The organism is Burkholderia plantarii (genome assembly GCF_001411805.1).
GTDB classification, from domain to species: Bacteria; Pseudomonadota; Gammaproteobacteria; order Burkholderiales; family Burkholderiaceae; genus Burkholderia; species Burkholderia plantarii.
This window is the reverse complement of sequence record NZ_CP007214.1, coordinates 123,705-149,751: the sequence shown is the minus strand read 5'-3', so window position 1 is coordinate 149,751 and position 26,047 is coordinate 123,705. Positions and strand designations below refer to the sequence as shown.

At 62.4% G+C, this 26,047-nt stretch carries 19 protein-coding genes and 7 pseudogenes; 11 read left to right on the top strand and 15 right to left on the bottom strand.

Annotation, left to right across the window (positions count from 1 at the left end; translation table 11 throughout):
- Positions 1–6: 6 nt before the first annotated feature.
- Together bpln_RS34915 and bpln_RS38550 are read left to right on the top strand one after the other, a co-directional pair.
- Positions 7–315 (top strand): annotated as a pseudogene (locus bpln_RS34915) (integrase core domain-containing protein); the annotation flags it as partial.
- A 22-nt stretch (positions 316–337) separates the two neighbouring features.
- Positions 338–427: pseudogene (locus tag bpln_RS38550) on the top strand (site-specific integrase); the annotation flags it as partial.
- A gap of 515 nt (positions 428–942) precedes the next feature.
- Here bpln_RS38550 and bpln_RS33160 read toward each other — a convergent pair.
- Together bpln_RS33160 and bpln_RS33155 are read right to left on the bottom strand one after the other, a co-directional pair.
- Positions 943–1,968, bottom strand: coding sequence for a PDR/VanB family oxidoreductase (locus bpln_RS33160; RefSeq protein ID WP_055141405.1), 1,026 nt, complete (start codon positions 1,966–1,968; stop codon positions 943–945).
- A gap of 187 nt (positions 1,969–2,155) precedes the next feature.
- Entirely contained in the window at positions 2,156–3,241 is a 1,086-nt protein-coding gene (locus bpln_RS33155) for an oxygenase MpaB family protein (protein WP_208459502.1), read from the bottom strand.
- Between the two features lie 294 nt (positions 3,242–3,535).
- Here bpln_RS33155 and bpln_RS34910 point away from each other — a divergent pair.
- From bpln_RS34910 to bpln_RS38120, 5 genes and pseudogenes are all read left to right on the top strand, one after another.
- Positions 3,536–4,367: pseudogene (locus tag bpln_RS34910) on the top strand (IS5 family transposase).
- Positions 4,368–4,432: 65 nt separating this feature from the next.
- Positions 4,433–4,939: an IS66-like element accessory protein TnpA gene (gene tnpA, locus bpln_RS33150; protein WP_055141403.1), complete on the top strand. Its 507-nt coding sequence runs from the start codon at positions 4,433–4,435 to the stop codon at positions 4,937–4,939.
- Positions 4,915–5,265 carry an IS66 family insertion sequence element accessory protein TnpB gene (gene tnpB, locus bpln_RS33145; protein ID WP_055141402.1) on the top strand — a complete coding sequence of 117 codons (351 nt, stop codon included), beginning with the start codon at positions 4,915–4,917 and terminating at the stop codon, positions 5,263–5,265. The genes tnpA and tnpB overlap by 25 nt, the downstream gene beginning before the upstream one ends.
- Before the next feature lie 31 nt (positions 5,266–5,296).
- Positions 5,297–6,877, top strand: coding sequence for an IS66 family transposase (gene tnpC, locus bpln_RS33140; protein ID WP_055141401.1), 1,581 nt, complete (start codon positions 5,297–5,299; stop codon positions 6,875–6,877).
- A 94-nt stretch (positions 6,878–6,971) separates the two neighbouring features.
- The gene (locus bpln_RS38120; RefSeq protein WP_257127220.1) at positions 6,972–7,292 is read left to right on the top strand and encodes a GNAT family N-acetyltransferase; all 321 of its coding nucleotides are present in this window, start codon (positions 6,972–6,974) and stop codon (positions 7,290–7,292) included.
- Positions 7,293–7,517: 225 nt separating this feature from the next.
- Here bpln_RS38120 and bpln_RS34900 read toward each other — a convergent pair.
- The 5 genes and pseudogenes from bpln_RS34900 to bpln_RS33120 all read right to left on the bottom strand — a co-directional run bounded on the left by bpln_RS34900 (position 7,518) and on the right by bpln_RS33120 (position 13,482).
- Positions 7,518–8,915: pseudogene (locus bpln_RS34900) on the bottom strand (IS30 family transposase).
- A 421-nt stretch (positions 8,916–9,336) separates the two neighbouring features.
- Positions 9,337–10,320, bottom strand: a complete 984-nt coding sequence (locus bpln_RS33135; RefSeq protein ID WP_055141400.1) for a glycosyltransferase family 2 protein — start codon at positions 10,318–10,320, stop codon at positions 9,337–9,339.
- Positions 10,321–10,334: 14 nt separating this feature from the next.
- On the bottom strand, positions 10,335–11,114 hold the full coding sequence (locus bpln_RS33130; protein ID WP_244131993.1) for a PIG-L deacetylase family protein: 780 nt from the start codon (positions 11,112–11,114) through the stop codon (positions 10,335–10,337).
- Between the two features lie 11 nt (positions 11,115–11,125).
- Positions 11,126–12,028: an SDR family oxidoreductase gene (locus tag bpln_RS33125; protein ID WP_055141399.1), complete on the bottom strand. Its 903-nt coding sequence runs from the start codon at positions 12,026–12,028 to the stop codon at positions 11,126–11,128.
- A gap of 566 nt (positions 12,029–12,594) precedes the next feature.
- The gene (locus tag bpln_RS33120; protein WP_055141398.1) at positions 12,595–13,482 is read right to left on the bottom strand and encodes a manganese catalase family protein; all 888 of its coding nucleotides are present in this window, start codon (positions 13,480–13,482) and stop codon (positions 12,595–12,597) included.
- A gap of 444 nt (positions 13,483–13,926) precedes the next feature.
- On the opposite strand from bpln_RS33120, the pseudogene bpln_RS34895 reads away from it, so the two are divergent.
- A pseudogene (locus tag bpln_RS34895) lies at positions 13,927–14,685 on the top strand (ISKra4-like element ISBugl3 family transposase); the annotation flags it as partial.
- Positions 14,686–14,732: 47 nt separating this feature from the next.
- Here the strand turns inward: bpln_RS34895 and istB are convergent.
- The 4 genes from istB to bpln_RS33100 form a co-directional block, all read right to left on the bottom strand.
- Entirely contained in the window at positions 14,733–15,530 is a 798-nt protein-coding gene (istB, locus tag bpln_RS33115) for an IS21-like element helper ATPase IstB (protein ID WP_055141397.1), read from the bottom strand.
- Positions 15,523–16,998 carry an IS21 family transposase gene (gene istA / locus bpln_RS33110; protein ID WP_420807395.1) on the bottom strand — a complete coding sequence of 492 codons (1,476 nt, stop codon included), beginning with the start codon at positions 16,996–16,998 and terminating at the stop codon, positions 15,523–15,525. Before istA ends, istB begins: the two co-directional genes overlap by 8 nt.
- 241 nt (positions 16,999–17,239) lie before the next feature.
- Positions 17,240–18,358 carry a GAF domain-containing protein gene (locus tag bpln_RS33105; protein WP_055141396.1) on the bottom strand — a complete coding sequence of 373 codons (1,119 nt, stop codon included), beginning with the start codon at positions 18,356–18,358 and terminating at the stop codon, positions 17,240–17,242.
- A gap of 126 nt (positions 18,359–18,484) precedes the next feature.
- Entirely contained in the window at positions 18,485–19,630 is a 1,146-nt protein-coding gene (locus bpln_RS33100) for an EAL and HDOD domain-containing protein (RefSeq protein WP_055141440.1), read from the bottom strand.
- 482 nt (positions 19,631–20,112) lie between these two features.
- Between bpln_RS33100 and bpln_RS33095 the strand changes: the two genes are divergently transcribed.
- Both bpln_RS33095 and bpln_RS33090 read left to right on the top strand, forming a co-directional pair.
- Positions 20,113–20,751: a response regulator transcription factor gene (locus bpln_RS33095; protein WP_055141395.1), complete on the top strand. Its 639-nt coding sequence runs from the start codon at positions 20,113–20,115 to the stop codon at positions 20,749–20,751.
- A 161-nt stretch (positions 20,752–20,912) separates the two neighbouring features.
- Positions 20,913–22,487, top strand: a complete 1,575-nt coding sequence (locus tag bpln_RS33090; RefSeq protein WP_055141394.1) for a methyl-accepting chemotaxis protein — start codon at positions 20,913–20,915, stop codon at positions 22,485–22,487.
- Positions 22,488–22,633: 146 nt separating this feature from the next.
- Here the strand turns inward: bpln_RS33090 and bpln_RS38545 are convergent.
- Positions 22,634–22,771, bottom strand: a pseudogene (locus bpln_RS38545) (IS6 family transposase); the annotation flags it as partial.
- 43 nt (positions 22,772–22,814) lie between these two features.
- Between bpln_RS38545 and bpln_RS33085 the strand changes: the two are divergent.
- The gene (locus bpln_RS33085; RefSeq protein ID WP_055141393.1) at positions 22,815–23,543 is read left to right on the top strand and encodes an IS6 family transposase; all 729 of its coding nucleotides are present in this window, start codon (positions 22,815–22,817) and stop codon (positions 23,541–23,543) included.
- Between the two features lie 60 nt (positions 23,544–23,603).
- On the opposite strand, the pseudogene bpln_RS34885 reads toward bpln_RS33085, so the two are convergent.
- The 3 genes and pseudogenes from bpln_RS34885 to bpln_RS33075 form a co-directional block, all read right to left on the bottom strand.
- Positions 23,604–23,858: pseudogene (locus bpln_RS34885) on the bottom strand (transposase); the annotation flags it as partial.
- Positions 23,859–24,027: 169 nt separating this feature from the next.
- On the bottom strand, positions 24,028–25,035 hold the full coding sequence (locus bpln_RS33080) for a zinc-dependent alcohol dehydrogenase family protein (RefSeq protein ID WP_055141392.1): 1,008 nt from the start codon (positions 25,033–25,035) through the stop codon (positions 24,028–24,030).
- Positions 25,036–25,051: 16 nt separating this feature from the next.
- Positions 25,052–25,894, bottom strand: coding sequence for an NAD(P)H-dependent oxidoreductase (locus tag bpln_RS33075; protein ID WP_055141391.1), 843 nt, complete (start codon positions 25,892–25,894; stop codon positions 25,052–25,054).
- Between the last annotated feature and the right edge of the window lie 153 nt (positions 25,895–26,047).

The following is a 26,047-nucleotide window of genomic DNA, read 5'->3' as shown; positions in this document are numbered from 1 at the left end:
CCTAAGCAATACGTCAGCATCCGCTACAGCGAACGGCTGGCTGAGGCCGGCATCGAGCCGTCGGTCGGCAGCCGGGGCGACAGCTACGACAATGCGCTGGCCGAGACGATCAACGGCCTGTACAAGACGGAACTGATTCATCGGCGCGCCCCTTGGAAAACGAGGGAATCCGTCGAACTGGCAACGCTGGAATGGGTCGCCTGGTACAACCGTCATCGGCTGATGGAACCGCTCGGCTATATCCCGCCTGCTGAAACTGAGGCAAACTACTACAGGCAACTCAGAAATGCCGCTGACGTGTCCGCATTAACTTAAACCAACCAGCCTCCACGATTCCCGGTGCGGTTCAATTGCAACGACATCGATCTATCTGCACAGCGATGACGTGAAGCGGGCCAGGCAAATCCGTGACGCCTTCGCTGACTGATACACCCGGGCGTGGCGTGTGTTAGTGCGGTGTTGTCAGCCGGACAGACGATTTTGCAATTCACGTAGGGGTTGCAACTTTTCGTCAATCGAGCGCAAACCCTTGCCCCTTAAGGTCGACCATTGCGACTTCCCTCCAGAATCGAAAAAGTCTCAACTTTAGTAGCAAATTCGTACCAACTTTAGTTCGTTGGACAGCATTCGTCTGCCGCATGGTTAACCGGAATGTCGTACAGATTCGTGCTCATTTCGATATCCTTGTCGTATTGATGGTTCAATAAAAATGACGGCGGTGGATAAGCCGCTATCTGACGCCTGCTCAGTTCGCTCGGGCGCACGACGCAACAACAGCAGCTTTTAACCTCGGGCTCTAACTGCAGTTCGGACTAAAACCGGGGGCAGGTCACCACCACACGTCACCATCAACGCAACCGCCGTTACTTGAGGCGGCGCCACAAGCGATCCCGCCCTTCGTCAATCGATGGCCACGCACAAATGGAGCGGCTCACGTGGCAGTCAAAGATCGAGAACGATCTTCTTAGTTTTCGACCGGCTCACGCAGATCATCATCCGTCCGCCATTTGCACGCGCTTCATCGCTGTACCATTGATCACGATGTGCAGCTATTCCCTCAAGGACCGACACCTCGCAGGTTCCGCACACGCCCTCCTCGCAGGAATAGGGTTGATCGGGAAGGATTTGCTTCACATAGTCCAGGATCGTCTCATGCGGCGCCACGGTGAAGCTACGCCCACTGGCGCGACATTCGACTTCAAAAGGCGAATTCGAACTGATTCTTTCCGCGGTTTTGCCCTGACAGATGGGTGCAGGATGCTCTCCGATGACCTCCGTCCTCTGCTCATCGAAATCCTCCATGTAGAACCGAGCTCCCCCTCGCGTCGAGACGATGACCTCGGCCTCTTTCATGAAGCCGGTGGGACCGCATGCATATACGGCATCCAAATTCTCTTCATGCGCGAAAAGCTCGGCAAGTGGCTGGCGGCCACTTTCTGCGCTGACATATACGTTCAACTCAGCATTTGCCCTGACTGCCAAGGCCCGCAAATCATCGATGAAGGGTATCCGATCCCTGTTTCTGACGAAATAGTGGCATTTCCAGACAGCGTCGCTGCCATCGAGTTGGCGAAGCATCGAGATGATCGGCGTAACGCCAATACCGGCTGCCAAGAAGGTATACCGTGACGCTTGCTTGATCGGAAACCTGTTGATCGCCGGATAGATGACGACGTCGGTGCCTACATGGAAATGGTCGCGAATGTATAAGGAGGCCGATCCCGGATGCTGGATGATCTTTACCGCGATCCGGTATTTCTTCTGGTAATCCCCATCCACCAACGAATACGATCGTAATCCGTAGTCGGGAATATTCACGTCGATATGCGATCCGGCAGTCCAGGAGGGAAGATACTCGGCGCTGAACTCGATCAGGAGGATGTCGTTGGCGATTTCGTCGCGCCTTGTTATCTTTGCTGGGATACGGGTGAGCGCCATGTTTCTGCTGGACATTGTCATTTCAGACATCGTGATTTTCCTATGCCGTGCCCGAGGAGCACTTCGATTCACCACTCGCAATTGTCATTTGCGACCAACTATGGAAAAAAGTCAGCACGTCAAACGCTCGTTTTCATGAAAGATGGGCGATAACGCCGTGGAACGATCTATCGCCGTAGCCGATGCTGCCTGATCTTCATGCTACTGATTTGGGTAATCAGCCCAATCCCTTCATGAGCGCACGAGCTGACGAAATCAGCGCATGACCATCTGGTCCCCAGAAAAAATCTATCGCTCGCCGCTCGACATCCGCCGATTCCTGCCGGGTCCGGATTTCTGGCAGCGCCGCCTTCAAATTCTCTGCTTCCTCGGCTCTTTTCGCTTCGTCCCAGCCAGCTCCCCATATCTGAAGATAGGTCGGGTAAGAGGCGATGACCAGGTTCGTCGGCTTGTAGAAGAACTCGTCCAGGACATCAACGGCCATCTGTTGGGTGGGATGCCAGTTCTTCTTGATCTGCTCCTGAGCGAGTACGTTGAAGTCCTTGCCGGATTCAGGCATGACAGCCACCGTTTCGCTCTTCTTGAATAGCTCCTGATATCGATCGAAGAGGGCATCAACCTCCGCGATCGTTTGAGGGATTTCCTCTTCCCGCGCGCCCACGAGACGCAGATATGCCGCTGACTCCGCAACATACTGGTCGCGTTCATGATCCGGCAGCCGCTGCGGGGGGGAATCGCCATGCCAGGCGAAATGTTCGTACACCCAAAGCATACCCATCATCTCGGTAAGGGCAGCCCACATCACGTCACGAGGGCCATCGGCGTGGTACTCGCCCAGTTCCGGATGTCCGACATCGATGATGCCGCCTTTCACATGGGCATGAAGAGCATGCAGGTGCGCCCACATGGTTTCGGCAGTGCGCGTATCACCGAACCACATCGGCGCGTGGAGGCCCGAATTGCGCTGAAAGCGCTCGAAGAAGTCAAACGCGGTCAACGTGCCGGCGCGAACCTTCGTAGCAAGCGGATCCGCATCGCGGACGCCTGCTACCACCGGCTTGTACATCAGTTGCATACTGAATTGCGCCACCGTCTGGTAGGTGACCGAGGCGGGATGCAAAAGGACCTTCCACACAACACTGGATGGGCCGAAGATGCCGAAGTCCGTCGTGCCATCGTCATGGCGGGACCGCCCGGCTGCCACCGGCACCCCTAGCCGCCGCCATCGGGCCGGACTTCCCATCAGTTTTTCGACGGAAAGGGCAAAGTCTTCCGATGAACTCACTGCAACTTGTTCGGACATTTCACGATCCTTTGACCAGAGTATCTACAAATCGAACGCACGCGGGCGCGCGGTCCCCCGACGAAGCCTAGCTCGACCGATCTTGCCCCGCCGAGGTCATCGTCCGATCATGACAGCCCCCCTTGAGCCGCAATATTCCCGATCGGGAATGTCGCATAGATGGTGCATGTCGTCAAGCGCGCAACGGAGCGCGGCTCGCTTTCGCTCGACGTCCCCCACCCTTGAGTAGCAGGACGCTTGAGAATCGCTAACGCAACCTAGACATGACGTAGCAGAATTCGTATCGTCTGCGACATGGCAAGACGCAAAATCGGCAACGAGTTGTGGGTGGTGCTGGAACCTCTGATTCCGGAATTCACCCCATCGCCCAAGGGCGGACGGCGGCGCACGATCGACGACCGAACTGCGCTCAACGGCATCCTGTATGTGCTGCAAGCAGGCATCCCGTGGGAAGACCTTCCGCAGGGGCTGGGTTTTGGCAGCGGCATGACGTGCTGGCGGCGTCTGCGAGACTGGCAAGCGGCCGGTGTATGGCATCGGCTGCATCTGGCGATGCTGCGTCGGCTGCGTGAGCACGACCAGATCGATTGGGAGCGCGCCAGCCTCGATGGAGCCAGCGTCTCCAGCCCCCGGGGGGCCAGGAAACCGGCCCCAACCCGACGGACCGCGGCAAGCTCGGATCGAAACGACACATCGTCGTAGATGCACGTGGCATCCCGCTGGCTGTCACGATCACAGGAGCCAACCGGCACGATTCGATGGCATTCGAGTTCATGCTTGATGCCATCCCTGCCGTGGCTGGCCTGACTGGTCAGCCCCGCAAGCGGCCGACCAAACTGCACGCTGTCGACGTTATCTGAGACAGCGCGGCATCAAGGCCCATATCGCGCGTCGTGGCGTCGAAAGTCGCGATCGCCTTGGGCGGCATCGTTGGGTGGTCGAACGCACGCTTGCCTGGTTCGCCGGATTCGGAAAGCTCCGGATTTGCTTCGAGCGCCGCTTCGATATTCATACCGCTTTGCTCGCCCTGGCTGCCGCCATCATCTGCTCGAGATTTGTGGATGACTTGTGTTGGCGGTTCTTAGAGTCCAATCACGTAGTCACGAGATTGGTAAGCGCTCAATAAACCACGCCCTGCCATAGATATCGTGAATATGGGAAAAGGTGTCCACCTACTATTGGTGGACACCTATGGCAGAGAAAAACTCAGAGTTAGGAGTAGTGAGGCTGACGCGGGATGGTCGTCGCCGGTACGACGAGGGCGCGAAGCGCGCGCTGGTCGAGCGAGCGTTGAGTCCGGGCGTATCGGTAGCGAGACTGGCGCAAGAGCATGGGGTCAACGCCAACCTGTTGCGCAAGTGGATTACAAAGCATCTGATGCAGCGCGAAGCTCCGGCAGTGGTTCCGCAGGAAGTGCGTACGATCGATATGATCGAAGGCGTGTCGATAGACATGCCAGCGCGTAATCAGGTGGTGCCGCCCGAGCCGGCGTTCATTCCAGTCGTGGCCGCATCAAAGACGCCGGTGACTATGAGCGTACAGAACGAAGCTCGGCCTGCTATGACGATGGCAGTTGCGCTCCATGTGCGCTTGCCCAATGGAGTCGAATTCGATCTCGGCGAAGCGAGTGCCGATGAGTTGGCCACGGTGATCCAGATGCTCGGGAGGCTGCCGTGTTCCGGTTCGACGAAGGGCTGAAGGTCTACCTGCATCGCGATCCGGTCGACTTCCGCATGGGCATCAACGGCCTGTCGATCCTGGTCGAACAGGCGATGCGCCTGAACCCGATGACCTCGGCGCTATTTGTCTTCGGCAACCGCCGTCACGATCGCATCAAGATTCTCGGCTGGGGCGGCAACGGCTTCTGGTTGCTGCTCAAGCGACTCGAAGCCGACCGCTTCGTCTGGCCGACCGGCGGTGACACGATCACGCTCAGCACCGAGCAGTTGCATTGGCTGCTCGACGGAATCGACCTGGCCGTGATCCAGAAGCATCCCCAGCGACATTACTCGCGGATGAGCTGAACACGACGAGGACTATATGGTCTAATCGGCCATGCCGAACAATCCCGTCATGTTGAGCGCCGAGCATTACGAGGCGCTGATTGCCGCGAGCGCCGAACGCGATGCACTGCGCGGTGAGCTTCGGCTCGTGACGGCTCAGCGCGATCTGGCCGAAGAGAAACTGCGGGCCTACACGCACGAACTGTTCGGCGCCTCGAGCGAAGCGCGCCATGCCGACCAGCTCGGCCTGTTCAACGAAGCCGAGGCACTTGCGACGGCTACCGATGCACCCGCGCGCGAGGACGTGCCCGGCAAATCGGTCGCCGCTCACGCGCGCGGCAAGCGTGGGCGCAAACCGCTCGATCCGAACTTGCCACGCGAGGTCGTGCGGCACGAACTACCCGAGTCTGAACGATTCTGCGCGCACGACGGCCATGCCCTCGTGGAGATCGGCGTCGAGACGAGCGAGCAGCTCGACGTGATTCCCGAGCAGGTGCGCGTCGTTCAGCACCAGCGGGTCAAGTACGCGTGCCCGTGCTGCGACCTCGGCATCAAGGTCACGCCAGCGCCGGCACGCATCATTCCGCGCGGGCTGCTCACGGAATCCGCGCTGGCGTGGATCATCACCGGCAAGTATCAATACGGCATGCCGCTGTATCGCCAGGCCACGATGCTGCGTCGCTTCGGCGGCGACATCTCGTCGAACACGCTGGCCGCCAGCGTCGTGCGGGTGGGACTGGCCACGCAGCCGGTGATCAACCTGATGCGCGACACGCTGCTCGAATCGGACCTGATCTACGGCGACGAAACAACGTTCCAGGTGCTGAAGGAACCAGGACGAAGGCCACAGGCGAAGAGTTACCTATGGGCGCAGGTCAATGGTTCGGGGTCGCCAGTGCGGATGTTCTCGTACTCGCCAGGGCGCGGTGCCCAACATGCGCAGAAGCTCTATGCCGGCGTGCAGCCTGGCACAGTGCTGATGACAGATGGATATGAACTCTACAACGGCATCGCCCACGATCACCAACTCGTGCATCTCGGGTGCTGGGCACACGTGCGCCGCGGCTTTATCAAGGCTGAGGAGTCGGTGCCGAAGGCCGCACGCTCTGCGGATCTGCTAACCACGCGCTTCGTCGTGCTGATTGGCAAGCTGTTCGCGGCCGAGGCGCGCAGTGCGAAGTGGGCGCCCGAACGCCGACAGCGACTGCGCGCCCGATACAGCGCCCGCGTGATCGCCTTCATCGAGCGCATGCTGGTCGAGCATCTGCCGGACATCGTGCCGTCGAGTCTGCTCGGCAAGGCATTGCAGTACATGAGCGGACAGTGGCCCAAGCTGGTCCGCTACGTCGATAACGGCAACTGGCCGATCTCGAACAACCTGTGCGAGAACGCGATCCGGCCGTTCGTCGTCGGCCGCAAGGGCTGGTTGTTCTCCGACACTGTCGCGGGCGCGCAGGCCAGTGCCAACCTGTACTCCCTCGTCGAAACGTGCAAGGCGAACGGCATCGATCCGTATCGCTATCTGGTCTCGCTGTTTAGGGCATTACCGGAAGCCGCGACTCTCAGCGACTACGAAGATCTTTTACCTTGGAGGACTGTACGTGCTGAAGTCATCGGACATTCTCATCCGTGAAGCGCGATCATCGGATCACGCAACAATCGCGCTCTTGCTGCAGCAACTCGGCTACCAGACAACTTCGGCGTTAATCCTCGAGAAGATTGGAGCGATGCGTCCGAGCCCGATGGACAAAATCATTGTTGCATCCATGCGAGAACAAGTCATCGGGAGTATCAGCCTTCACGCCCTACCGTTGTTCCACGTGGCGGGCAGTCTCGGACGCATAACTAGCATGGTCGTCGACGAGCGATATCGGGGAAACAGAGTTGGTAGCGCGCTGATTGACGCTGCAGAACACTGGTTTAGGCAGGTCGGATGTGTAAAGTTGGAAGTGACGAGCGGAGACCACCGACAGGCTGCTCACCACTTCTACGAGCGCCATGGTTTCCTGAGGGACGGCCAGCGACTCTCCAAGAAGCCCCATTCATAGGAGGGGTGTCATTACCTGACCGCTTACCGAGATTGGGCATGAAGAAACGATTCACCGAAGCGCGGATCATCGGTTTACTGCGCGAGGCGGAGGCCGGCTTGCCGATCAAAGAGGTACCCCTAGCCAAATCGAACAACCAGGAGACGGCGCAGAGCACGGTACCGTCCCCCTGGTTGCCTGCTGAAAGCGCCCTGCATCACACGGAGCACTGTAGAGACCTTAGGTTCAAGGAGTCGTCGCAACACCAATCATTATGTTGCAGATAGTAGTTCCTGGAGTACTTCCGTTGGTGTCTTCCACCCAAGGGTTTTACGTGGTCGACAGTTCAGTGTGTTTGCGACTGCGTCGAGTTCACGCTCGGTGTATCGACTCATATCTGTGCCTTTCGGAAAGTACTGCCGTAGCAGGCCGTTCGTGTTTTCATTCGTCCCGCGTTGCCATGGACTTTGAGGATCACAGAAGTAGATATCCAGAGCCGTATCGAGTCGTAGCTGCACATGCTGGGCCATCTCTGCGCCTTGATCCCATGTCAGCGACCGCCGCAAATGCTCGGGTAATAGAGCGATCTTTGCTGCGATAGCATTGCGAACCGCCTCTGCCCCGTGACCTGCCAGTGCGGGGCCGTTCTTGAGGCGCGCCCCGACTCCATGACCCTCCATTGGCGGAAGATGCAGTAGCATCGTGAACCGTGTAGTGCGTTCAACCAGAGTGCCAATCGCCGATCGGTTAAGGCCAATGATCAGGTCGCCTTCCCAATGTCCTGGAACGGCACGCTCAGCAATTTCAGCCGGGCGTTCACTGATCATAACCTCCGCAGTGACGAAGTGCTTTCCACGCTGTTGCGTCCTGGCCCGAGGTACGCGCAGCGCACGGCCCGAGCGAAGGCAAGCAGTAAGTTCTCACCGCAAAGCGCCCCGGCCTTGAATATAGAGCGCCTGATAGATGGCTTCGTGAGAGATCCGCATAGATTGATCATCGGGATAGTCAATCTGAAGTCGCCGACTGATTTGTTCCGGACTCCAGCAGGTGCCCCAGCGACGGTCCGCGCGGCGTCCTTGTCTTCGTCCCTTCCACGGAACGTTAGGCCCGGGAATCGGCTTGCCTCGAAAGTCGGTGATCTTTTCCAGCCAGACGATCCTGCACGTACGTCTTCAACTGGTCGTTCGCTGCCAGTTTCGAGGGCTTCGGACGTTGTGCCGCGCGTTCAGCCTTCCACTGGGCGACCGTTGCCCGATACGCCAGAGTACCACCGCGGGTCGCCGCGTTACGACGTAGCTCGCGTGAAATCGTTGACGGCGATCGCTGCAGCCTTCGCGAAATCTCACGAACGCTGCACTCCTGTGCCCACAGCAACGCGATCTCCTCGCGCTCCGGCAATGACAGGTAACGTCCAGAATGCGGCGCGAGGTCGATTGGCGGCATGCCGCCCGCCTCACGAAACCATCGCGGCCCCAAAGGTTGCGACACGTTACACGCATGCGCTGCGGCCTCCGTCTCCATTCCTTGTGCGATACACCTCCAGAATGCCCGCTTGGAATCCAGTTGATTGACACCCGGTCTGCCAGGTGATCGCATTACTGGTCTTCCCGTTTGTTCCGAGCCCCATCCCAATGGTCGTCCCATTTAACACCTCCTATATGGAGATGTTGCAACGACCGATTGAATCCGCCATGAGGAAAGCCGCGCACGCTCGCAACAGGCGGGGTTCGACGTCCACTTGAGCAAGCCGGTCGAGCCGGGGCGCCTGATCACGGAAATCGGGGCGCTCGCGCAAGGTGGCGAGGCGGCTGCGGGCGGCTGATGCGCGCCCGCCCGTGGCCGGGATGCGCGGGCTTCATGAGAGGCGTGCCGGCCGGCGTGCGCGGCCGGCGGCGGGACGCCGCGTCGGGCCGAACGGTCGCCGTCGGCGAACCAAGCCTGCACCGGCCACCCGCGCATGCCGCCTGCAAACCCGGCCCACATCAGCGGCCCGACGTCGTCGTCGGGGCGCTCCGGAGCCAGCCCGCTTGCCGGGCCAAGCTCACAGGCGCCGGCGATGATCGTCTCAGGAACTGACGTCCACCTTGCCGGCCGGATGCCGCGCAGCGGCTTCGGCCTCGACCGCGGCCTTCGCCATGGCCACCGCCGTGGCGGGCGCGGGCGCCTGGGGGCGTCGCCCGGCGAGCGCCACGCGCCGGCGCATGGCCGTCAGGTTCGGCGGCACCACCCTGCGGCGCGGCAGGATCCACGCGAGCCCGCGCAGCAGCGCGAGCCCGTCGCGCAGCAGGTGGCCCTCCCGCGCGAACGTGCCGAGTGCGCGCAGCGTGGCGCGCCCCGCTTCGGGCCAGGGCAGGCGCAGCCAGCCGACCCAGGCGGCGTTGCGCGCCAGCATCCGCCGGCGCAGGCCGCTGTCGCGCTGCACCGACGGATGATGATGCACCGTCAGCTGGTCGCAGTAGACGATCGAGTGGCCGAGGGCGAGCACGTCGAGCGCGACCAGTTCCTCTTCGCCGCCGATGAACAGCCTCGGCTCGTAGCCGCCGACGTCGCGGAACAGCGCGGTGCGGAACACGCAGGCGCCGGCCATGTAGCCCACCAGCGCCGGGCCGGGCAGGCCTTCGCTGCCGAGCGGGCTCAGGCTCATCGCCGCGCAGGTTGGATCGGTGGCGGCGTCCTCGCCTACCACCACGCGCGCGCTCAACACGCCGACGTTCGGCCAGGCGTCGAGTACCTGCACCGCGCGCGCGAGCGCGCCCGGCTCCCACCAGGTGTCGTCGTCGCAGAACGCGACATAGTCGGTCGCCACGCAGGCCGCCGCGAGATTGCGTCCGGCGGCGCCGCGGTTCTCGCCGCATTCCACCACGCATACGGTCGGAAAACGCGCCTTCACGAGCGCGACCGTATTGTCATCGGAGCCGTTGTCCGCCACGAAGAGCGGCGGGCTCTCGGGCAGCGCGAGCAGATGGCCGAGCGTGGCCGCCAGTTCGTCGACGCGGTTCCAAGTCAACACCACCACGGAGATGCGCTGCGAAATCGATGCGTGTTCCATCCGTTCGATCTTCCCTAGCGTAATGAGGATGGCGCGCGGGCTTCCGATTCGCGGCGCGAGGCACCTAAATCGCCGTTCGTGGCGGCGCCGGCCGTCCCGCGCACGTGCCAATGGCGCTCCGCGATATGCAGGTTGGCCTGTCCGTCGGGGCCGAACGCGCGTAACTGGCTGCGATAGGCCGCGATGGCGGCCGGTTTCAGTCTGCCGAGCCGGGTGTCGTCGCTGGCGCTCGCGAGCTCGACCCGCTCCATCGACCAGCCGTTCGCCGCAAGCAGGCGCTGGCGCGCCTCGACGCGGCCGTCCATCATCCGGTACGGCACGTCCTCGTAGGCGTAAATGGCCGGCGAGGCCGGCGGCGTCTCGCCGGGTGCTGCCTGTCGCAGCGCGGCGAGGCAGGCGAGCACCGCGTCAGCCACCAGCGTGTGATCCGAATGGAACAGTCCGAGCGGCGTCAGCAGCGAGTCAGGGCGGACGGTGGCGAGAGCGTGGCGCAGCACCGTCTGCAGCCGGTCGGGCGCCGGCGGCGACTCGTACTGGGCGTCGCAAAACGGCAGATGCACGGCCGACGCGCCCAGCAGCGCGAGCGCCTGCCGGTCCTCTTCCCTGCGCGCGCGCATCGCCTCGAACGCGTCGGCGAATCCCGACGCCCGGTCCCATGCCGTCGACATGTTCCGTTCCGGCGGCGCGCTCAGTACCGTGCAGACGACAGCCCCGGGATGCCGCGCCAGGACGTGGCCGCAACTGAGCACCGCGTCGTCGAGATGCGGGGAGACGACGAGCAGGCGGCCTGCCATCGGGATTCGGCTCATGGTAGGTGATGGCCGCCCGTCACGCCGTAGATCTCGCCCGTCACGTAGCTCGACTCCTGCGAGGCGAGCAGCACGTAGACGGGGGCGAGTTCGGCCGGCTGGCCGGGGCGCTTCATCGGCGCCTCGGAGCCGAACACCTGGACCTTTTCCTGAGGCTGGCCGCCGCTCGGCTGCAGCGGCGTCCAGATCGGCCCCGGCGCCACGGCGTTCACGCGCACGCCGCGCCCGACCACCTGCTTGGCGAACGCATGCGTGAACGCGGTGATGGCGGCCTTGGTGGAGGCATAGTCGAGCAGGCCGGGGCTGGGCTGGTAGCTCTGGATCGAGGTGGTGTTGATGATGCTCGCGCCGGGCGGCAGGTGCGGCAGCGCCGCCTTGCAGAGCCAGAACATCGCGAACACGTTGGTGCGGAACGTCGCCTCCAGCTGCTCGGTGGAGAGATCGGCGATCTGCTCGACGTAGACCTGCTTGCCGGCCACGTTGACGAGGATGTCGAGGCCGCCGAGGCCGTTGACCGCGTCGGTCACGAGTTGCCGGCAGAAGGCCTCGTCGGCGATGTCGCCGGGCAGCGCGAGCGCCTGACGGCCGGCGTCCTCGACGAGCTTCACGACCTCGCGGGCATCGGCTTCCTCGCTGTGTAAATAGTTCAGGGCGAGGTTGGCGCCTTCGCGCGCGAAGGCGATCGCGACGGCGCGGCCGATGCCGCTATCGGCGCCGGTAATCAGCGCGCGGCGGCCCTTCAGGCGACCCATGCCGCGATAGCTGGTTTCGCCGTGGTCGGGCTTCGGGTGCATCTCGCGGGCGAGGCCCGGCGCGGGCTGCGGCTGCTTCTCGAAGTCGGGACGCGGGTATTGCGTGAGCGGATCACGCATCGTGGTTTGATCGGGCGCATCGGCCATGAACAGACTCCTAGAGGAACGAGATTACCGGCATCGGAGGCCGGCTAATATCCATCAGCCGCAATGACCGTGCCGCGCATCGGCCGGCGGGGCGCGTCTGCATAACCAGTGCCGCGCCCGGCAACCGGCTCCTCCCGAGACATTCCGGCGGTGTCGTGCTTGCGGCGCGATCGTTCACGAGGTCACGCGAGCGGACGGACGGCACCGCGCGTCCCTAAACCGCTAGGCGGCGCCTTCGACCTATTTTGGTCCAGCCGTCGTCACGAGGGTCGAAGTGCTGGTAGCCCTTGAGGGGCGCTCCAGCGGAAGTGCGGTGTCGTGATCGTCCTTCCGGAGTAGTACGACGGGTGGCTCGGGTGCCGAGATCCCGAACTCGTCCGCTCCCTTCTCGCGTTACTGCCCCGAGGCCGACCGGGCCGCGCCCGCGCCACGCGCTGCGCGCAGTCGTGCCAAAAGCCGGGGAGGAGGGTCCGGCAGGCTACGTGTCCCTGCCCGCCGACTGGCATCGGCTGCCGGCGGGCCGCCCTGAGGACTCGCCGGCAGCTACTTGCGGCGCGCGGCCTGTCTCATAGCACATCGTCGCGCGGCACTGGCGCACCGCGACCGAGATCCGTGCCGGTGGTCGGGTCAACGGCCGGGTCTGATTCGAGCCGCTTGGCCATCGCCTCGACGGCGGCCGCCTGCTCGTCGTCGAGCGTCACGTCGGCCATGCCGTCGCCGCCGTCCACGGCCGCCTCGCCGGTGCGCACCTGCAAGCCGTCGCCGTGGTTCCACGGCCCCGGGATCGGCTCTGAGTCGGGCGACATGTCGAAGTACACCCGGTCGAACGGCGGCACAGGCGGCAGCTTGCCCGGCGGGAAGTTCGCCGTAATCGCGTACAGCGCCTTCTCGAACGAGATCTGATGCGAGACCTCGCGCGTCATCAGGAAGCCGAGCGCGTCGCGCACCCCGGGATCGTCGCAGACGTTGATCAGACGCTCGTAGATGATCTTCGCGCGCGCTTCCGCGGCGATGTTCGAGCGCAAGTCGGCGGTCGGTTCGCCAATCGTGTCGATGTAGGCGGCGCTCCATGGCACCGCGCCCGAATTGATCAGCGGCGTGCCGGCGCCGTACAGCACCTGCGTGACATGGCTGTCGTTGCCCGCACTCTGCAGCTTGCGGTACAGCTCGGCCTGGCCGTCGACCGCTTCGGCCAGTTCGCCCTTGGCGCCTCGGTTAAGCATCGCGACCAGCGAACCAATCACCTCCAAGTGGCTCAGTTCCTCGGTGGCGATGTCGAGCAGCATGTCCTTGCGGCCCGGATCCTCCTCGGTGATTGCCTGCGTGAAGTAACGCATCGCCGCGGCAAGCTCGCCCTGCGGTCCGCCGAACTGCTCGAGCAAAAGGTTGGCGAGGCCGGGGTTCGGCGTCGCCACGCGCACGGTGTATTGCAGTCTTGAATTATGGGAAAACATGAGCGCTCCTTAATGACGGGTTGCACGTAGTTTTTGCAAAGATTGTCGAAATGTCCGGCTTCGCCACCGCATGCACCAATGCAGGCCGCCCGGTGCGCCGAGGCATGGGCCTCCCGTGGTTGGGAGCGATACGGCGCGGAAGTGCCATAGCCGACCGACCTATCGAGCACGCTGCGTGCCTCGTGCGCGTCGATGTTGTCCCCCGGGCCGGGCCGCGTCTGCCGGCGCGAGTCCCTAGCGATGGAGCCGGGTCGATCCCGGTAGTCACTTTTCGCTGTCATCGTCCGGGCATGCCCGATGCATGGGCAAGGGGGCGGCGCCGCCGTACGAGCGCACGATGCGCCGTCTGTTGAAGTCCGTTAATTCTGGGAGTGGAACAACACTGGGGGAGTGCTCTGCAGTCTGATACGCTGGCCTCGTCGAAGCAACAAATTGGGGGCAAGAATGTCGCCTATTCAATGGGAGGTTGAGCTACGCAGAGTTGATGGCGGCGGCGAATGCCAGGTCGTTAGCCTCGGCAGGTTGAGGCGGCCTGACGCGTCCCGCGCGACAGTCTCCGACTTTGGTATCTCGCTTGCAGAGGCCCGCGCATTGCTGGGTGTGCTGCAGCAGGCGGTGACTCAACAGCAGGTTCTCGCGTATGACGCAGCCAAACGCAGGTGCCCTCACTGCGGACGTTTTCGCCGAATCAAGGACTGGCGTTCCCGCATGTTTGCTACAGCATTGGGCGTGGTCCACGTACGAGTTCCGCGCGTAGTCGCTTGCATGTGCTTGCCAGAGCCTCTGGACGAAAACGGCGATATCGCGCCATTCCGCGAGTCGGTCCGCCCGATCGCAAAATCTTTGCCGGCGCGGGTTACGCCTGAGGTCTCGTACCTGTGCGCGCGTGATGGCGCCCAGATGCCCTATCGTTCAGCTGCAAAGCACATTGGCGAGTTGTGTGGCATACCCAAGCTGTCGCACATGTGCGTTCGGCGGCAGACGATTGGTGTGGGTCAGGATATCGAAGACCGGGAGGTCGAAGCAGGGTGGCTTGCGGCCACCCATACCTCTCGCAGAGCCGACCGATTGGGGTTGGCGATAGACAGGACGGTCGTGACAGGCAATGCGTTCGAGGAAACCACCAAGATCGAAGTCGTTGCCGGGCGCATCATTCGAGACGGACACTGCGGTCGACGTGTTGATTTCCACCGAGTCTTAACCCACCGATTTCATCTAAATCTGACCCACCCCGAGACAGCGTAGTACATCTATTCCGGTGTGGATAACTCTTCGTTACCCGCTGGTTTTGCCGCTCTTTTTCTTGTTGTCTTTGCCTTGGCAGAACTGGTCCTGAAGCGCCACGATTCATTGCCCGTTTCGACGATGTGGCAGTGATGGGTGACGCGGTCCAGCAGCGCCGTCGTCATCTTTGCGTCCCCGAACACGCTCGCCCACTCGCCGAAGCTGAGATTGGTCGTGATCGCGACGCTCGTGTGCTCGTATAGCTTTGAGAGCAGATGGAACAGCAATGCACCGCCGGTCTGGCTGAACGGCAGATAGCCCAGTTCGTCGAGGATCACCAGGTCGACGTACATCAGCTTGTGGGCGATCTGGCCTTGTTTGCCGATGGACTTCTCCTGCTCCAGGGCGTTGGTCAGCTCGACAGTCGAGAAGTAGCGCACGCGCTTGCCGTGGCGCTGTACGGCTTCGATTCCGATCGCTGAGGCGAGGTGCGTCTTGCCGGTGCCCGGACCACCGATGAACACGACGTTGTGCGCGCTTGCGAGGAACGACAGCTCGCTCAGTTCGCGCACCAGCGCTTCGTCGACGTGTGCCTGCGCGAAGTCGAAGCCCTTCAGGTCGCGGTGTGCCGGGAAGCGAGCGGCGGTCATCTGGTAGGCGATCGAGCGCACCTGCCGTTCGGCGGTTTCAGCCATCAGCAGCTGCTTCATGAAGCGCTCCGGCTCGAAGTCAGTGTGACGCGACTGTGCGAGCAGCTCCGGCCACGTGCTCGCCATGCCATGCAGTTTGAGCCCCTTGAGTTGGGCGGCGATGTCGTTAGACATGACGGTCCTCCGGTGGGTTGACGCGCAGCGTCTCGTAACGGCTCACGTCGGCCGCGGGCTCTTCCGTGAGCTGGAGTTTCGTCGTGGCGAGGCTGCCATTCGTGACAGGCGCCTTCAGCCGGCTCAGCACGTTCAGGACGTGCTCTGCGCTGGGGCGTCCTGAATCCAGCGCAGCCTGTACGGCGAGCAGCACCGCATCGAGCCCGTGTTCGCGCACCGCAGCGAGCACCTGCGTCATGACGCGATCGCCGCCCGGGTGTTTCAGCAGATGCCGCTGCAGCAGTTGCAGCGGCTGCGGCATCGTGATGAACGGTGCGCCGTTGCGCAGTGCGGGTTGGCGCTCGACCAGCGTGACGTAGTGGCGCCAATCGTAGAAGGTCATGTGCCGCTCGAAGCTGCGTTCGTGGCGTGCGATCTCCTGGGCGTTGGCGACGACGCTGAGATATGCCGGATAGCAGCGCACGCTCACCAACTGGTTCGTGTACTCGGTGGGCACGCTGTAGCGGTTGCGTTGGAAGTGAATCAGGCTGGTCGACGAGACTCGCAGGGTCTGCTCGATGTAGCCGTCGAACGGCCGTGGATTGGGCATCAGCCTGGTGCGCTCGTCCTGCAGCACGTCCTTGACTGTCAGCTCGGGCCACTGCGGGTGCCGCATCTGCCAGGCCTCACGACACTGACCAGCGACCCATTCGTTTAGGATCTCCAGCGTTTCCCAGCGCCGTAGCGCTGCTTCGTGCCAGATCTGACGTCGCCGGTCCTGAACGTTCTTCTCGACGATGCCTTTCTCCCAGCCGGCGGCCCGGTTGCAGAACTCTGGCTCGAACAGGTAGTGACTGCACACTGCTTCGAAGCGCGCGTTGACCGCGCGCTCCTTGCCGCGGCCGACCTTGTCCACGGCGGTCTTCATGTTGTCGTAGATGCCGCTCCGGGGCACGCCGCCGAACGCGGCGAATGCGCGGGCGTGTGCGTCGAACAGCATCTCGTGACTCTGGGTGTGATAGGCGACGAGCCAGAACGCGCGGCTGGAGTTAAGTTTGACGTGGGCGACCTCCAGGCGTCGCCGTAGCCCGCCAACAAACGCGTATTCGCAGCTCCGGTCAAACTGGAAGGCTTCGCCGGGTTCGAAGGCGAGCGGCACGAAGGCCTTCCTGCGAGGCGCCTCAGCCTGCTCCTCGTGCCAACGCCTCACGAACGCGCTCACGCGGCCGTAGCTGCCGGCGTAACCCTCGGCGCGGATCGCCTCGAACATGAACCGGGCGGTGCGCCGGTCACGCTTCGGGCGATGACTGTCGGCACGCAGCCAACCTGTCAGCTGTGCGGCCCAGTCGTCGATGACGCTCGGGCTGACGCGCTTCGGATACTTCGGCTCGACGGCATCAGTCTGCCGCAGCCAGCGGCGCACCGTGTTTCGGGACAGGCCCGTACGCCGCGCAATCTCGCGCAGCGGGACCTTCTCGCGGAAATACATCCGCCTGATCTTGGCCAATATGCCCACCGTGATCACCTTTGTATCCCCTGCTCAAAGAATGAGCAGGGCATTCAATCACGTGGGTCAAAATTCGATGAAAATTTTCAGCTCTAGTGGGTCAGTTCTGTGCGGACATCAACACCACAGCCGTCAACGTGACAGCGCCCGCAGCAGATGCCGCTTCAGGGCGAAGCGTGTGGTCCGCACCGCCGGTGCCGTTGTGCTTGCCGCCGAACCCGCCCTACGCGGAAGTATGGCGCTGTAGTTGTTCCCGGAGTTTCTGTGCCAGGCAGATACGAGACGAGATCAGATCCGCCAGTAGCCGGAGCTCATCCATCTCCGTGTCACTGGCCTTACGAGGAACCTGATCGATGACGCAGAGCGATCCGAGCGCATAGCCGTTGCTATCGCGCAAGGGCGCGCCCGCATAAAACCGTATCTGCGGCGCGCGGGTGACCAGGACATTGTCTTTGAAGCGTGAATCCTGCAAGGCATCTTCCACCACGAACGGATCGCCCAAGATGGTGTAATTGCAGAACGCCCAGATCCGCGGCGTCTCCCTCGCAGCCAGCCCATGGTGGGCTTTGAACCACTGCCGGTCGGCGGTCACGAGGCTGATCAGCGCAATCGGCGCCGAAAACATGCGGGCCGCCAATCTGGCCGTATCGTCGAAGATGTCTTCATAGGGGCTATCCACCAAGCCGGAGCGCTGCAAGGCAAGCAAGCGTTTGGCCTCATTGCGTGCAACGGGATAGGGTAAGGCCTGGGGTGCTTCCGCATCGCCGGAAGCACCATCAAGGAAAGGCGCCAGCGCTGCGCGGACGGCCTCGACGGCGGCCGCCTCGGCGTCGCGGGCAAGCACGATGAGACGCGCCGAGGCGACCGCCGCAAGATGCGCGCGGCCGCGCTCGTCGCACAGCGCAATCACGACCACGTGGGCGAGGTGCGAGTCGGACAGAAGGTGATTAACCACGAGGCCCCGGTCCCAGTCGGTCGCCGAGATATCAACCACCACCACGGCGGGCTGGACCCGGCCGAAGGTGGACAAGGCCGTCAGGGCGTCGGCAACGTGCTCAATCCTGGCATCCACGTCGGCCAGGCGTTCGCGAAAGCGACACCAGATCGGCTCGCTGGTCAGGAAGGCAACGGGCACCGGAGCGAGGTCGTAGTCCTGCGACGAGGCCATGCGCATCTGCGCGGCAAGCACGTCACGCTCGTGGGCACGGCGATGCCCCCCGGGAGTTTTCCAGGACTGCGGCACGTTGGTTTCAATCCAGCCTTGCGCTGTCTTGATAGACACGCCGAGCCGATGGGCAACGTCCCGCGATGTCAGTACACGATCCTCCTCGGAAATGCTCATGAACTCAGTCTCAACAATGGGATATCGGGCTGGAATACTATCCAGACGTATCGAATCCTTGCAACATGGTTTTTTTTGCAACCCGTCATAAAACGTCCCCTTCGCATGGCCCTGGGATCGTCGCTTCTAAAAAGCGCGTTCAAGCTCGATTACCTTAGCCAGTGCGGCGCCGAGCGGCCCTTCCTGCAGGATCAGCGCACGCTTGATCTCCGCGTCGAGCGCGATCGGCCGCCAAAGCTCCAGAGCCGACACGCCCTGGCTGATATGCAGCAGGGACAGCAGCCCGACCAGGCGAGCCTTGGTGACTGCGCATGCCGTGCCTCCCCCGGCCGTTTGCATGTCGCTCATCTGCTCGGCGCGTAGCCGTGCAAGATCCGCGAGCGGATCGGTCAGCACATCCGCTCCGCCTTGGTAGATCTGCAGTGCGCACCAGGTCAAAAGCATGTTAGTGCCGGCCAGCGAAGCGGCCTGCGAGACCGAGGATATCCTCGCCCGAGATTGCTTGGTCGCGGCGCAGTTGTTCGCAAGATGAAGCAGCTGAATGCAAAGCTTCGGACACCGCTCGATCTTGATCGACAGGTCCGCGAGGTTTTCCTCGTCGAGGATTGCCTGCAACACCTGCGCGATGACCTTGAAATCGGGCGGTAGCTTCTTGCTCGCGACGATGCGAGGCTTGCTGAAAAAGAACCCCTGCATCAAATCGCAGCCGGCCTGCAGCGCGCGGTCACGATCGGCATCGGTTTCGATTTTCTCGGCGAGCGCGATCTTGCCGGCGCTCACCAGGATATCGACCAGCAGATCGCGCTCGCGCTCTTCAATGAACGGCCAGTCCACCTTCACGATGTCTATCAGCGGCAACGCGTCCATTATCTTCGGCGAAACCACGCGGACATCGTCAAGCGCGATGCGAAAACCCATGGCCTTCAACTGCTCGCAACGTCGCAGCAGCCGTAGGTCCACCGTGCTAGTTTCGAGTACCTCCAGCACGAAGCGATGTGCCGGCAACACATGGATCGTCGGCGACATCAGGAAACCGTCGGAGCAATTCAGGAAAAACACGCCGACCGGCGATACTTGATCGAGGCCGACATGGCCGACCGCCGCTTCAAGCACGCATGTGGTCGCTCTCACGTCGTCAGTGATGGCGGTCACGACGCCCGTCTGATCACGGAATAGCAGCTCGTGCCCGTACAGTTTCCCGTCACGGTGGATGATCGACTGCTTGGCGAAGATGGCTAGACCATCGCCATGAGAGGTATCGCTGCTTTGCATCTGCGTCATCGTGCTACCCCAACGTAAGCCTTGCGAGGCGGGCGGGCCTGCGCATCACCATCGTGCGGCGACAACGTCTCCCGTCCGGTCACGATTTGCGCACGCCACCCGCGAGCCCACACCGCCTGTCTCGATGGCAAGGCCGGAAAGCCCGGCCTCGCGCCGGGCAACCCGCCCGGGTCATACGAAAAGGTCGATCAAAGAATATCAGGAAAAGATTAAATTGATACTTAATTGGTATTTTTTCGCATATTCCCCATGAAATGCTCAGTGTTTTCCCCTACTAAAAGGGTGTTTCTCAAAAAAAATTGCAAAATTTGATACTTGCCGGAATGCCAATGCCGTAATCTTCCTCCAACGGCGGGACGCCATCACTTCGGCACGCCGGACCTGTTCGGACGGCGGCCAGCTGCATCATGCGCGCAACGCGTGAGGGCGCCCGGCGTCCGGGCGCGGACCTCGCGGTTTATGGATGGATACCCGTGAATTCATACGATTTTATCGTCGTCGACGGCGATCCAATTCTTCGGATCGGTGTCTGCGCGTTGCTGGCGCGAAGCAAGAACGGAGCGAGAACCGGGGAGATCGAGCCGGGCGAAGGTATCCGGAATGTCGGCGCAGCTCGGCTCGTCGTGCTGGTCGTCAGCGGGCGGCTCCAATGCGCACCGGGGCGCGTGAGGGAAATCAAGTGCCATGCGCCGGACGTGCCGCTGCTCGTACTCGCGTCGGGTGCCGACGACGACAACGCTATTCGGGTGCTGCGGGCCGGCGCTACTAGCTATGTCCGGCTCTCGGCCAATATTGCCGACATGCTGGTCGCGATCGATGCGACCTGTCGCGGGCAACGGTTCCTCGGCGCGGACGTGGCGGCAGGCCTGTCGGATCGTCTGCTGTTGGGGCGGCGTCAGAGGCACGAAGACCTGTCGAATCGTGAATTGCAGATGCTGGTTCGTCTTGCCGACGGGCAAAGGGTGAAGGACATCGCCAGCGAGCTGTGTCTGTCCGTGAAAACGGTCAGCAGCTACCGCGCGAGATTGCTGGAAAAGCTCGATTTCAAATCCAACGCAGATCTCACGCGCTACGCGGTGGCCAACGAGCTGATTGCCGATGTGGCGAGATAAACAGGCCGGCACGACATCAGTTTCGTATGAATTATTTAGTTATCCATTGGAATGGATGCATCGAAGCGAACGGTTGGGAACGGCCGCATGACAACGGATGGGCAGTCGGCGCGTGATACATGCACGCAGCACCAGATCGCCATCCATAGACGGGGAAGGGCATGAATTTCGAACATCTGACCATACGGTCGAAGCTGCTTGGCACTTTCGGCCTGCTCGCCGGGTTGGTGCTGGTCGTATCCGCCTTTGCGCTGCACGCCTTGAACCAGGCCGACGAGCGCTTCTCAGGCTTCGTCGCCGGCGTGGCCGCTCGCGCGCAGCTGGCGCAGGCGATCCGGGCCGCCGTCGACGATCGTGCCATGGCAGTGCGCAATCTGGTGCTGGTCACCACCCCCGCCGACGTCGCGATCGAGAAAGCCGCCGTGGAGGACGCCGAACGGCGCGTAGAAGCCAATCTCGAGCGGTTCAATGCAATGGTGGCCGGCGCAAGCGACGTGACCGATCAAGGCCGCAGCCTGGCGGCCGAGATTTCGCGCGTCGAGACGCAGTATCGTCCGGTCGCCCTCGACATCGACCGGCTCGCTCTCGCCAATCAGCGCGATGCCGCGATCGCGGAGATCGACGTCAAATGCAGGCCGTTGCTCACCGCCCTGATCAAGGCCGTCAACGATTACGTGGATTACAGTAACCAGCGTTCCGCAGAAATGATCCGGCAGTCGCGAGAAAGATTCGTCAGCCAGCGCAATTTGCTGGTCGGGCTTAGCGTGTTGGCAATCGCGATGGCCTTACTGGCCGGCGTGCTGATCACTCGCGGGCTGGTCCGCTCGCTCGGTGCGGAGCCGGCCGCGCTGAAGGAAGCGTCCACGCGGGTGGCGAGCGGCGATATCGGTCCGGTGCGTGGCGTGGAACTGGCCGCGAGTGGCAGTGTGCTGGCCTCGATGGGCACGATGCAAGCGAGCCTCGTGCAATTGATCGAGCGCGTGAGGGCATCGGTGGACAACATCGCCACCGGTACGAGCCAGATTGCGGCCGGCAACCAGGATCTGTCGTCGCGTACCGAGCAGCAGGCATCGGCGCTCCAGCAGACCGCCTCGAGCATGGACGAATTGACCTCCACGGTGAAGCAGAACGCGCAGAACGCGCAGCAGGCGTGCGTGCTTGCGAACTCGGCATCGGAGATCGCGCAAAAGGGCAGCGCGGTCGTGGGGCAGGTCGTGGAGACGATGAGCGACATCAATCAGAGCTCGGCGAAGGTCGCCGACATTACCGGCATCATCGAGGGCATCGCGTTCCAGACCAATATCCTGGCGTTGAACGCTGCAGTCGAGGCGGCACGCGCCGGTGAGCAAGGGCGCGGCTTCGCCGTGGTCGCGAGTGAAGTGCGCAGTCTGGCGCAGCGCTCGTCCAGTGCGGCGAAAGACATCAAGGATCTGATCACCGAATCGGTACAGAAGATTCAGGCGGGCGCGCGACTGGCCGAGGAGGCGGGTACCACTATCTCCGAGGTCACGCGGGCGGTGGCACGCGTGACCGGCATCATGGGAGAAATTGCGACGGCCTCGGGCGAACAGAGCGGCGGCATCGAGGAAGTGAACAGGGCCATCGTGCAGATGGACGAGGTGACCCAGCAGAACGCCGCGCTCGTGGAGGAAGCGGCGGCCGCGTCGGCATCGCTGGAAGGCCAGGGGCGCCAACTGGCGGAGGCGATTTCGTTCTTCCGCGTGACGGCGGCCTAGAAACCATCGCGACGATCATCTCGGCCCCGGGGACGGACCGAAGCAAACCGCAGCGAGAACGGCATGCCTGCAATTCGGTCACCGGTACTATCAGGGTGTTCGGTAGCCGTACGAGGAAGGGCAAGGTGAGCCCGCCAGCGATTCGCTTACGTGGCCAAGCGGGCGCACGACGCTCGTTCCCAAGCCGCCTTCGCTTGGGCTCGGGCTACGCGCCTGCGTTTCGCATCCCGATGATAGCGGCAGCCCACGAACAGATTGGAAACTTGGCCGTGCACGGACGCGAATGGCGCTGTCACGTTGACGGCTGTGGTCGCGTAAGATGGGGCGATGAAACCGAAAGCGCTCTACCACGGCCATCGATTCCCCGCAGCGATCATCAGCCAGGCGGTGCGCTGGTATTTCCGCTTCCAGCTGAGCCTACGCGACATTGAAGAGCTGCTATTCGAGCGCGGCGTGATCGTCAGCCATGAAACGATCCGCCGCTGGTGCGACAAGTTCGGTCCGGCCTTCGCCTGTCGCGTCAAGGTTGCCCGGCGCAAGCCGTGCAGCACCTGGCATCTCGACGAAATGGCGGTGACCCTGCGCGGCGAAGCTTATCTGCTGTGGCGCGCCGTCGACGAGCACGGTGTCGAACTTGATGTGCTGTTACAGAAGCGGCGCGACAAGGCTGCGGCCAAACGGTTCTTCCAGCGAGTGCTGCGTACCTGCCCGGTACCGCGAAAGATCGTCACCGGCCAATTGCGCAGTTACCCGGCGGCCATGGCCGATATTCCCGAACTCGCCCACGTCAAGCACGTGTTCGTGAAGGCCGCTGCCCGCGTGAACAACCGCGCCGAGAACAGTCATCAGCCGAGCCGCGAACGCGAGCGACGCATGCGGGGATTTCGCGACCCGACACGCACTCAGGCTTTCCTCGAGCGCTTCGGGCTGATCCGTCGGCACTTCGCCCTGAAGCGGCATCGGCTGCGTGCTTCGCTTTATCGCAAACACCTTGCCGTACGCTTCTCGACGTGGCGTGAATTGACCGAGGTCACCCAGAATCCGTCTGCCGCATGAAACATGCGGGTCGAGCTTGCGCCCGTTGTGAACATACTCCGCTAACGTGACAGCGCCCTTTTTTCGTCGCGCCTCGCGAGTGACTTCGTTCTCCAGCATCGATTCCGCGAGCAACTTCTTCAGCCGGTTGTTTTCGGCCGCCAGTTCTTTCAGGCGCTTCGCGTCGGACACGCTCATGCCGCCGAACTTGCTGCGCCACAGGTAGTAGCTTGCTTCGGAAAAGCCATGCTGCCGATAAAGCTCCTTGATCGGCAAGCCGGCCTCCGCCTCGCGCAGGAAACCAATGATCTGCTCTTCGGTGAATCGCTTCTTCATGCCCAATCTCCTGACTACGTGATTGGACTCTAAAGCGTCGTGCTACTCAAGGGCGGGGGGACGTCGGCTCCTCACGAAGACCTCAAACACTACGCCGTCTCGACAGGATAAACCCGTAACAAGACGGCTCCGCCGAGGTAGAGTTGATGGAGGCGCCCCATCGTCCCTTTCAATATTCCACGACGATCTTGCCGAAGTGGCTGGCTGTTTGCTGCAGACGGAAGGCGTCGGCCAGTTTGGGGAACGTGAAGGCGTGGTCGATGATGGGCCTGACGCCGACGATGACGAGCGCCCGTACCATTTCGAGTTGATGCTGGCGGTTACCGACCACGACGCCCTGGAGTCGCTGTTGGCGCGCCATCAGCAAACCCGTGGGCACATCGCCGCCGCGTCCAGTGAGAACGCCGATCAGCGCCAGATGCCCGCCGACCCGCCCAGCCTGGATTGACTGGGCCAGTGTGCCGGGTCCCCCGACCTCGACGACATGGTCGACGCCGCGTCCGCCGGTAATATCGCGGACATGCCTGCCCCATTCTGGGATCTCGCGATAATTGACGGTGTGATCGGCGCCGAGCGCGCGGGCACGTTCCAGCTTGTCGTCGGATGAAGATGTCACGATCACCGACGCCCCCATCGCTTTGGCGAATTGAAGCGCGAAGATCGACACCCCGCCCGTGCCCAGCACCAGCACAGTTGCACCGGCCTTCAATCCACCATCGACGACGAGAGCGCGCCAAGCCGTTAGCCCTGCCGTCGTCAGCGTTGCTGCTTCGGCATGGGTGTAACCCTTCGGTGCGTGTGTGAAGGCGTGTACTGGCGCCACAACCACTTCGCGTGCGTAACCGTCGACACCGTCGCCCGGGGTCGTCGCGAAATCGGCGATCTGCGGCTCGCCATCAAGCCACGTCGGAAAGAAGGTCGACACGACATGGTCGCCGACCGAGAAAGCCTCTACGTCCGGCCCGACCGCCTCGACCACGCCTGCTCCGTCCGCCATGGGGATGCGTCCCGGAGCGGCTGGAAGGCGCCCCATCACGACGCCCAGATCGTGATAATTGAGCGAGGTCGCATGCAGGTGGACCCGGATTTCTCCCGGGCCCGGTATACCCGGATCGGGCAAGTCGACCATCGTGAGGGCTTCGAGGCCGACCTGACCATTGGAGCGGAACGCGCGCATAATTTGGCAATCCTGATCAGGAGCGGGCAAGTGCCGCGGACTGTGATTCGGCTGAGCCCAGCTTCTCGACAGGATCGCCATGTTGCGCCAGGTGGATGCGGAGGCCGGTTTCTCCGGAACCGAGACCGGGCTTGAGCACCTGCTGTCCATCATAGTGTCCGCCATTCTGAGTGCGATACGGGACTGGCGTGTCGGTGAAGAGATTCTCCATCCGGACCTTGAAGGCAGCCGCGACTTCTACCCAGCGCTCTTCAGACAGGCGGTCGCTCTGGAAGATGGGGAAGGGCGGCATAACATCCATGCCTGGGTAGAAGAGTTGTCCATGCTGGATGGGCCACAAGATTTCGTCGAGTCGCCCATTGACGCCGCGCTCGCTATAGTGCGGCTCGCGGCCGCCGATGCTGACGACAACCATTGCCCGGCGACCGGCTAGCGTTCCTTCACCATACCGATCGCCCCAGCGTTCACCACCATGCAGGCCGACACCGTAAGCGAAACCATGCGCGTAGACGCGCTCGACCCAACCCTTCAGGATCGCCGGTGCGCTGAACCACCACAACGGGAAGGTGAGGATGACCGCATCGGCCCACAGCAGCTTTTGCTGCTCGGCCACGATATCGGCGGGTTGGGTGCCCGTGGCGAAGGCGTTGCCCGATTCCGATGCATAGCGTAGCCGATCGGCGTTCTTACGCTGCGGAAAGTCGGCTGCATCGGCGACGGCCTTCCAGTGCATGGCGTAGAGGTCGGATACTTGAACCTGATGGCCCTGCGCGGTCAGCGTCTCGACCGCGAGGTTCTTCAAAGAGCCGGTCAGTGACTGGGCCTCTGGATGGGCGTGGACGATAAGAACGTTGCTCATGTGGTGATCCTGAATAATGAAGGGAGGAGGCGGCTTTCGACCGTTCTCCTCAGAGCTAGACGGCCCTGAGGATTTTCACCGTTCATCTCGTTGATGGTGACGCACGCAGCGTAAATGGTGATCAGGTATATTGGAAATGAATTTCATAGATAC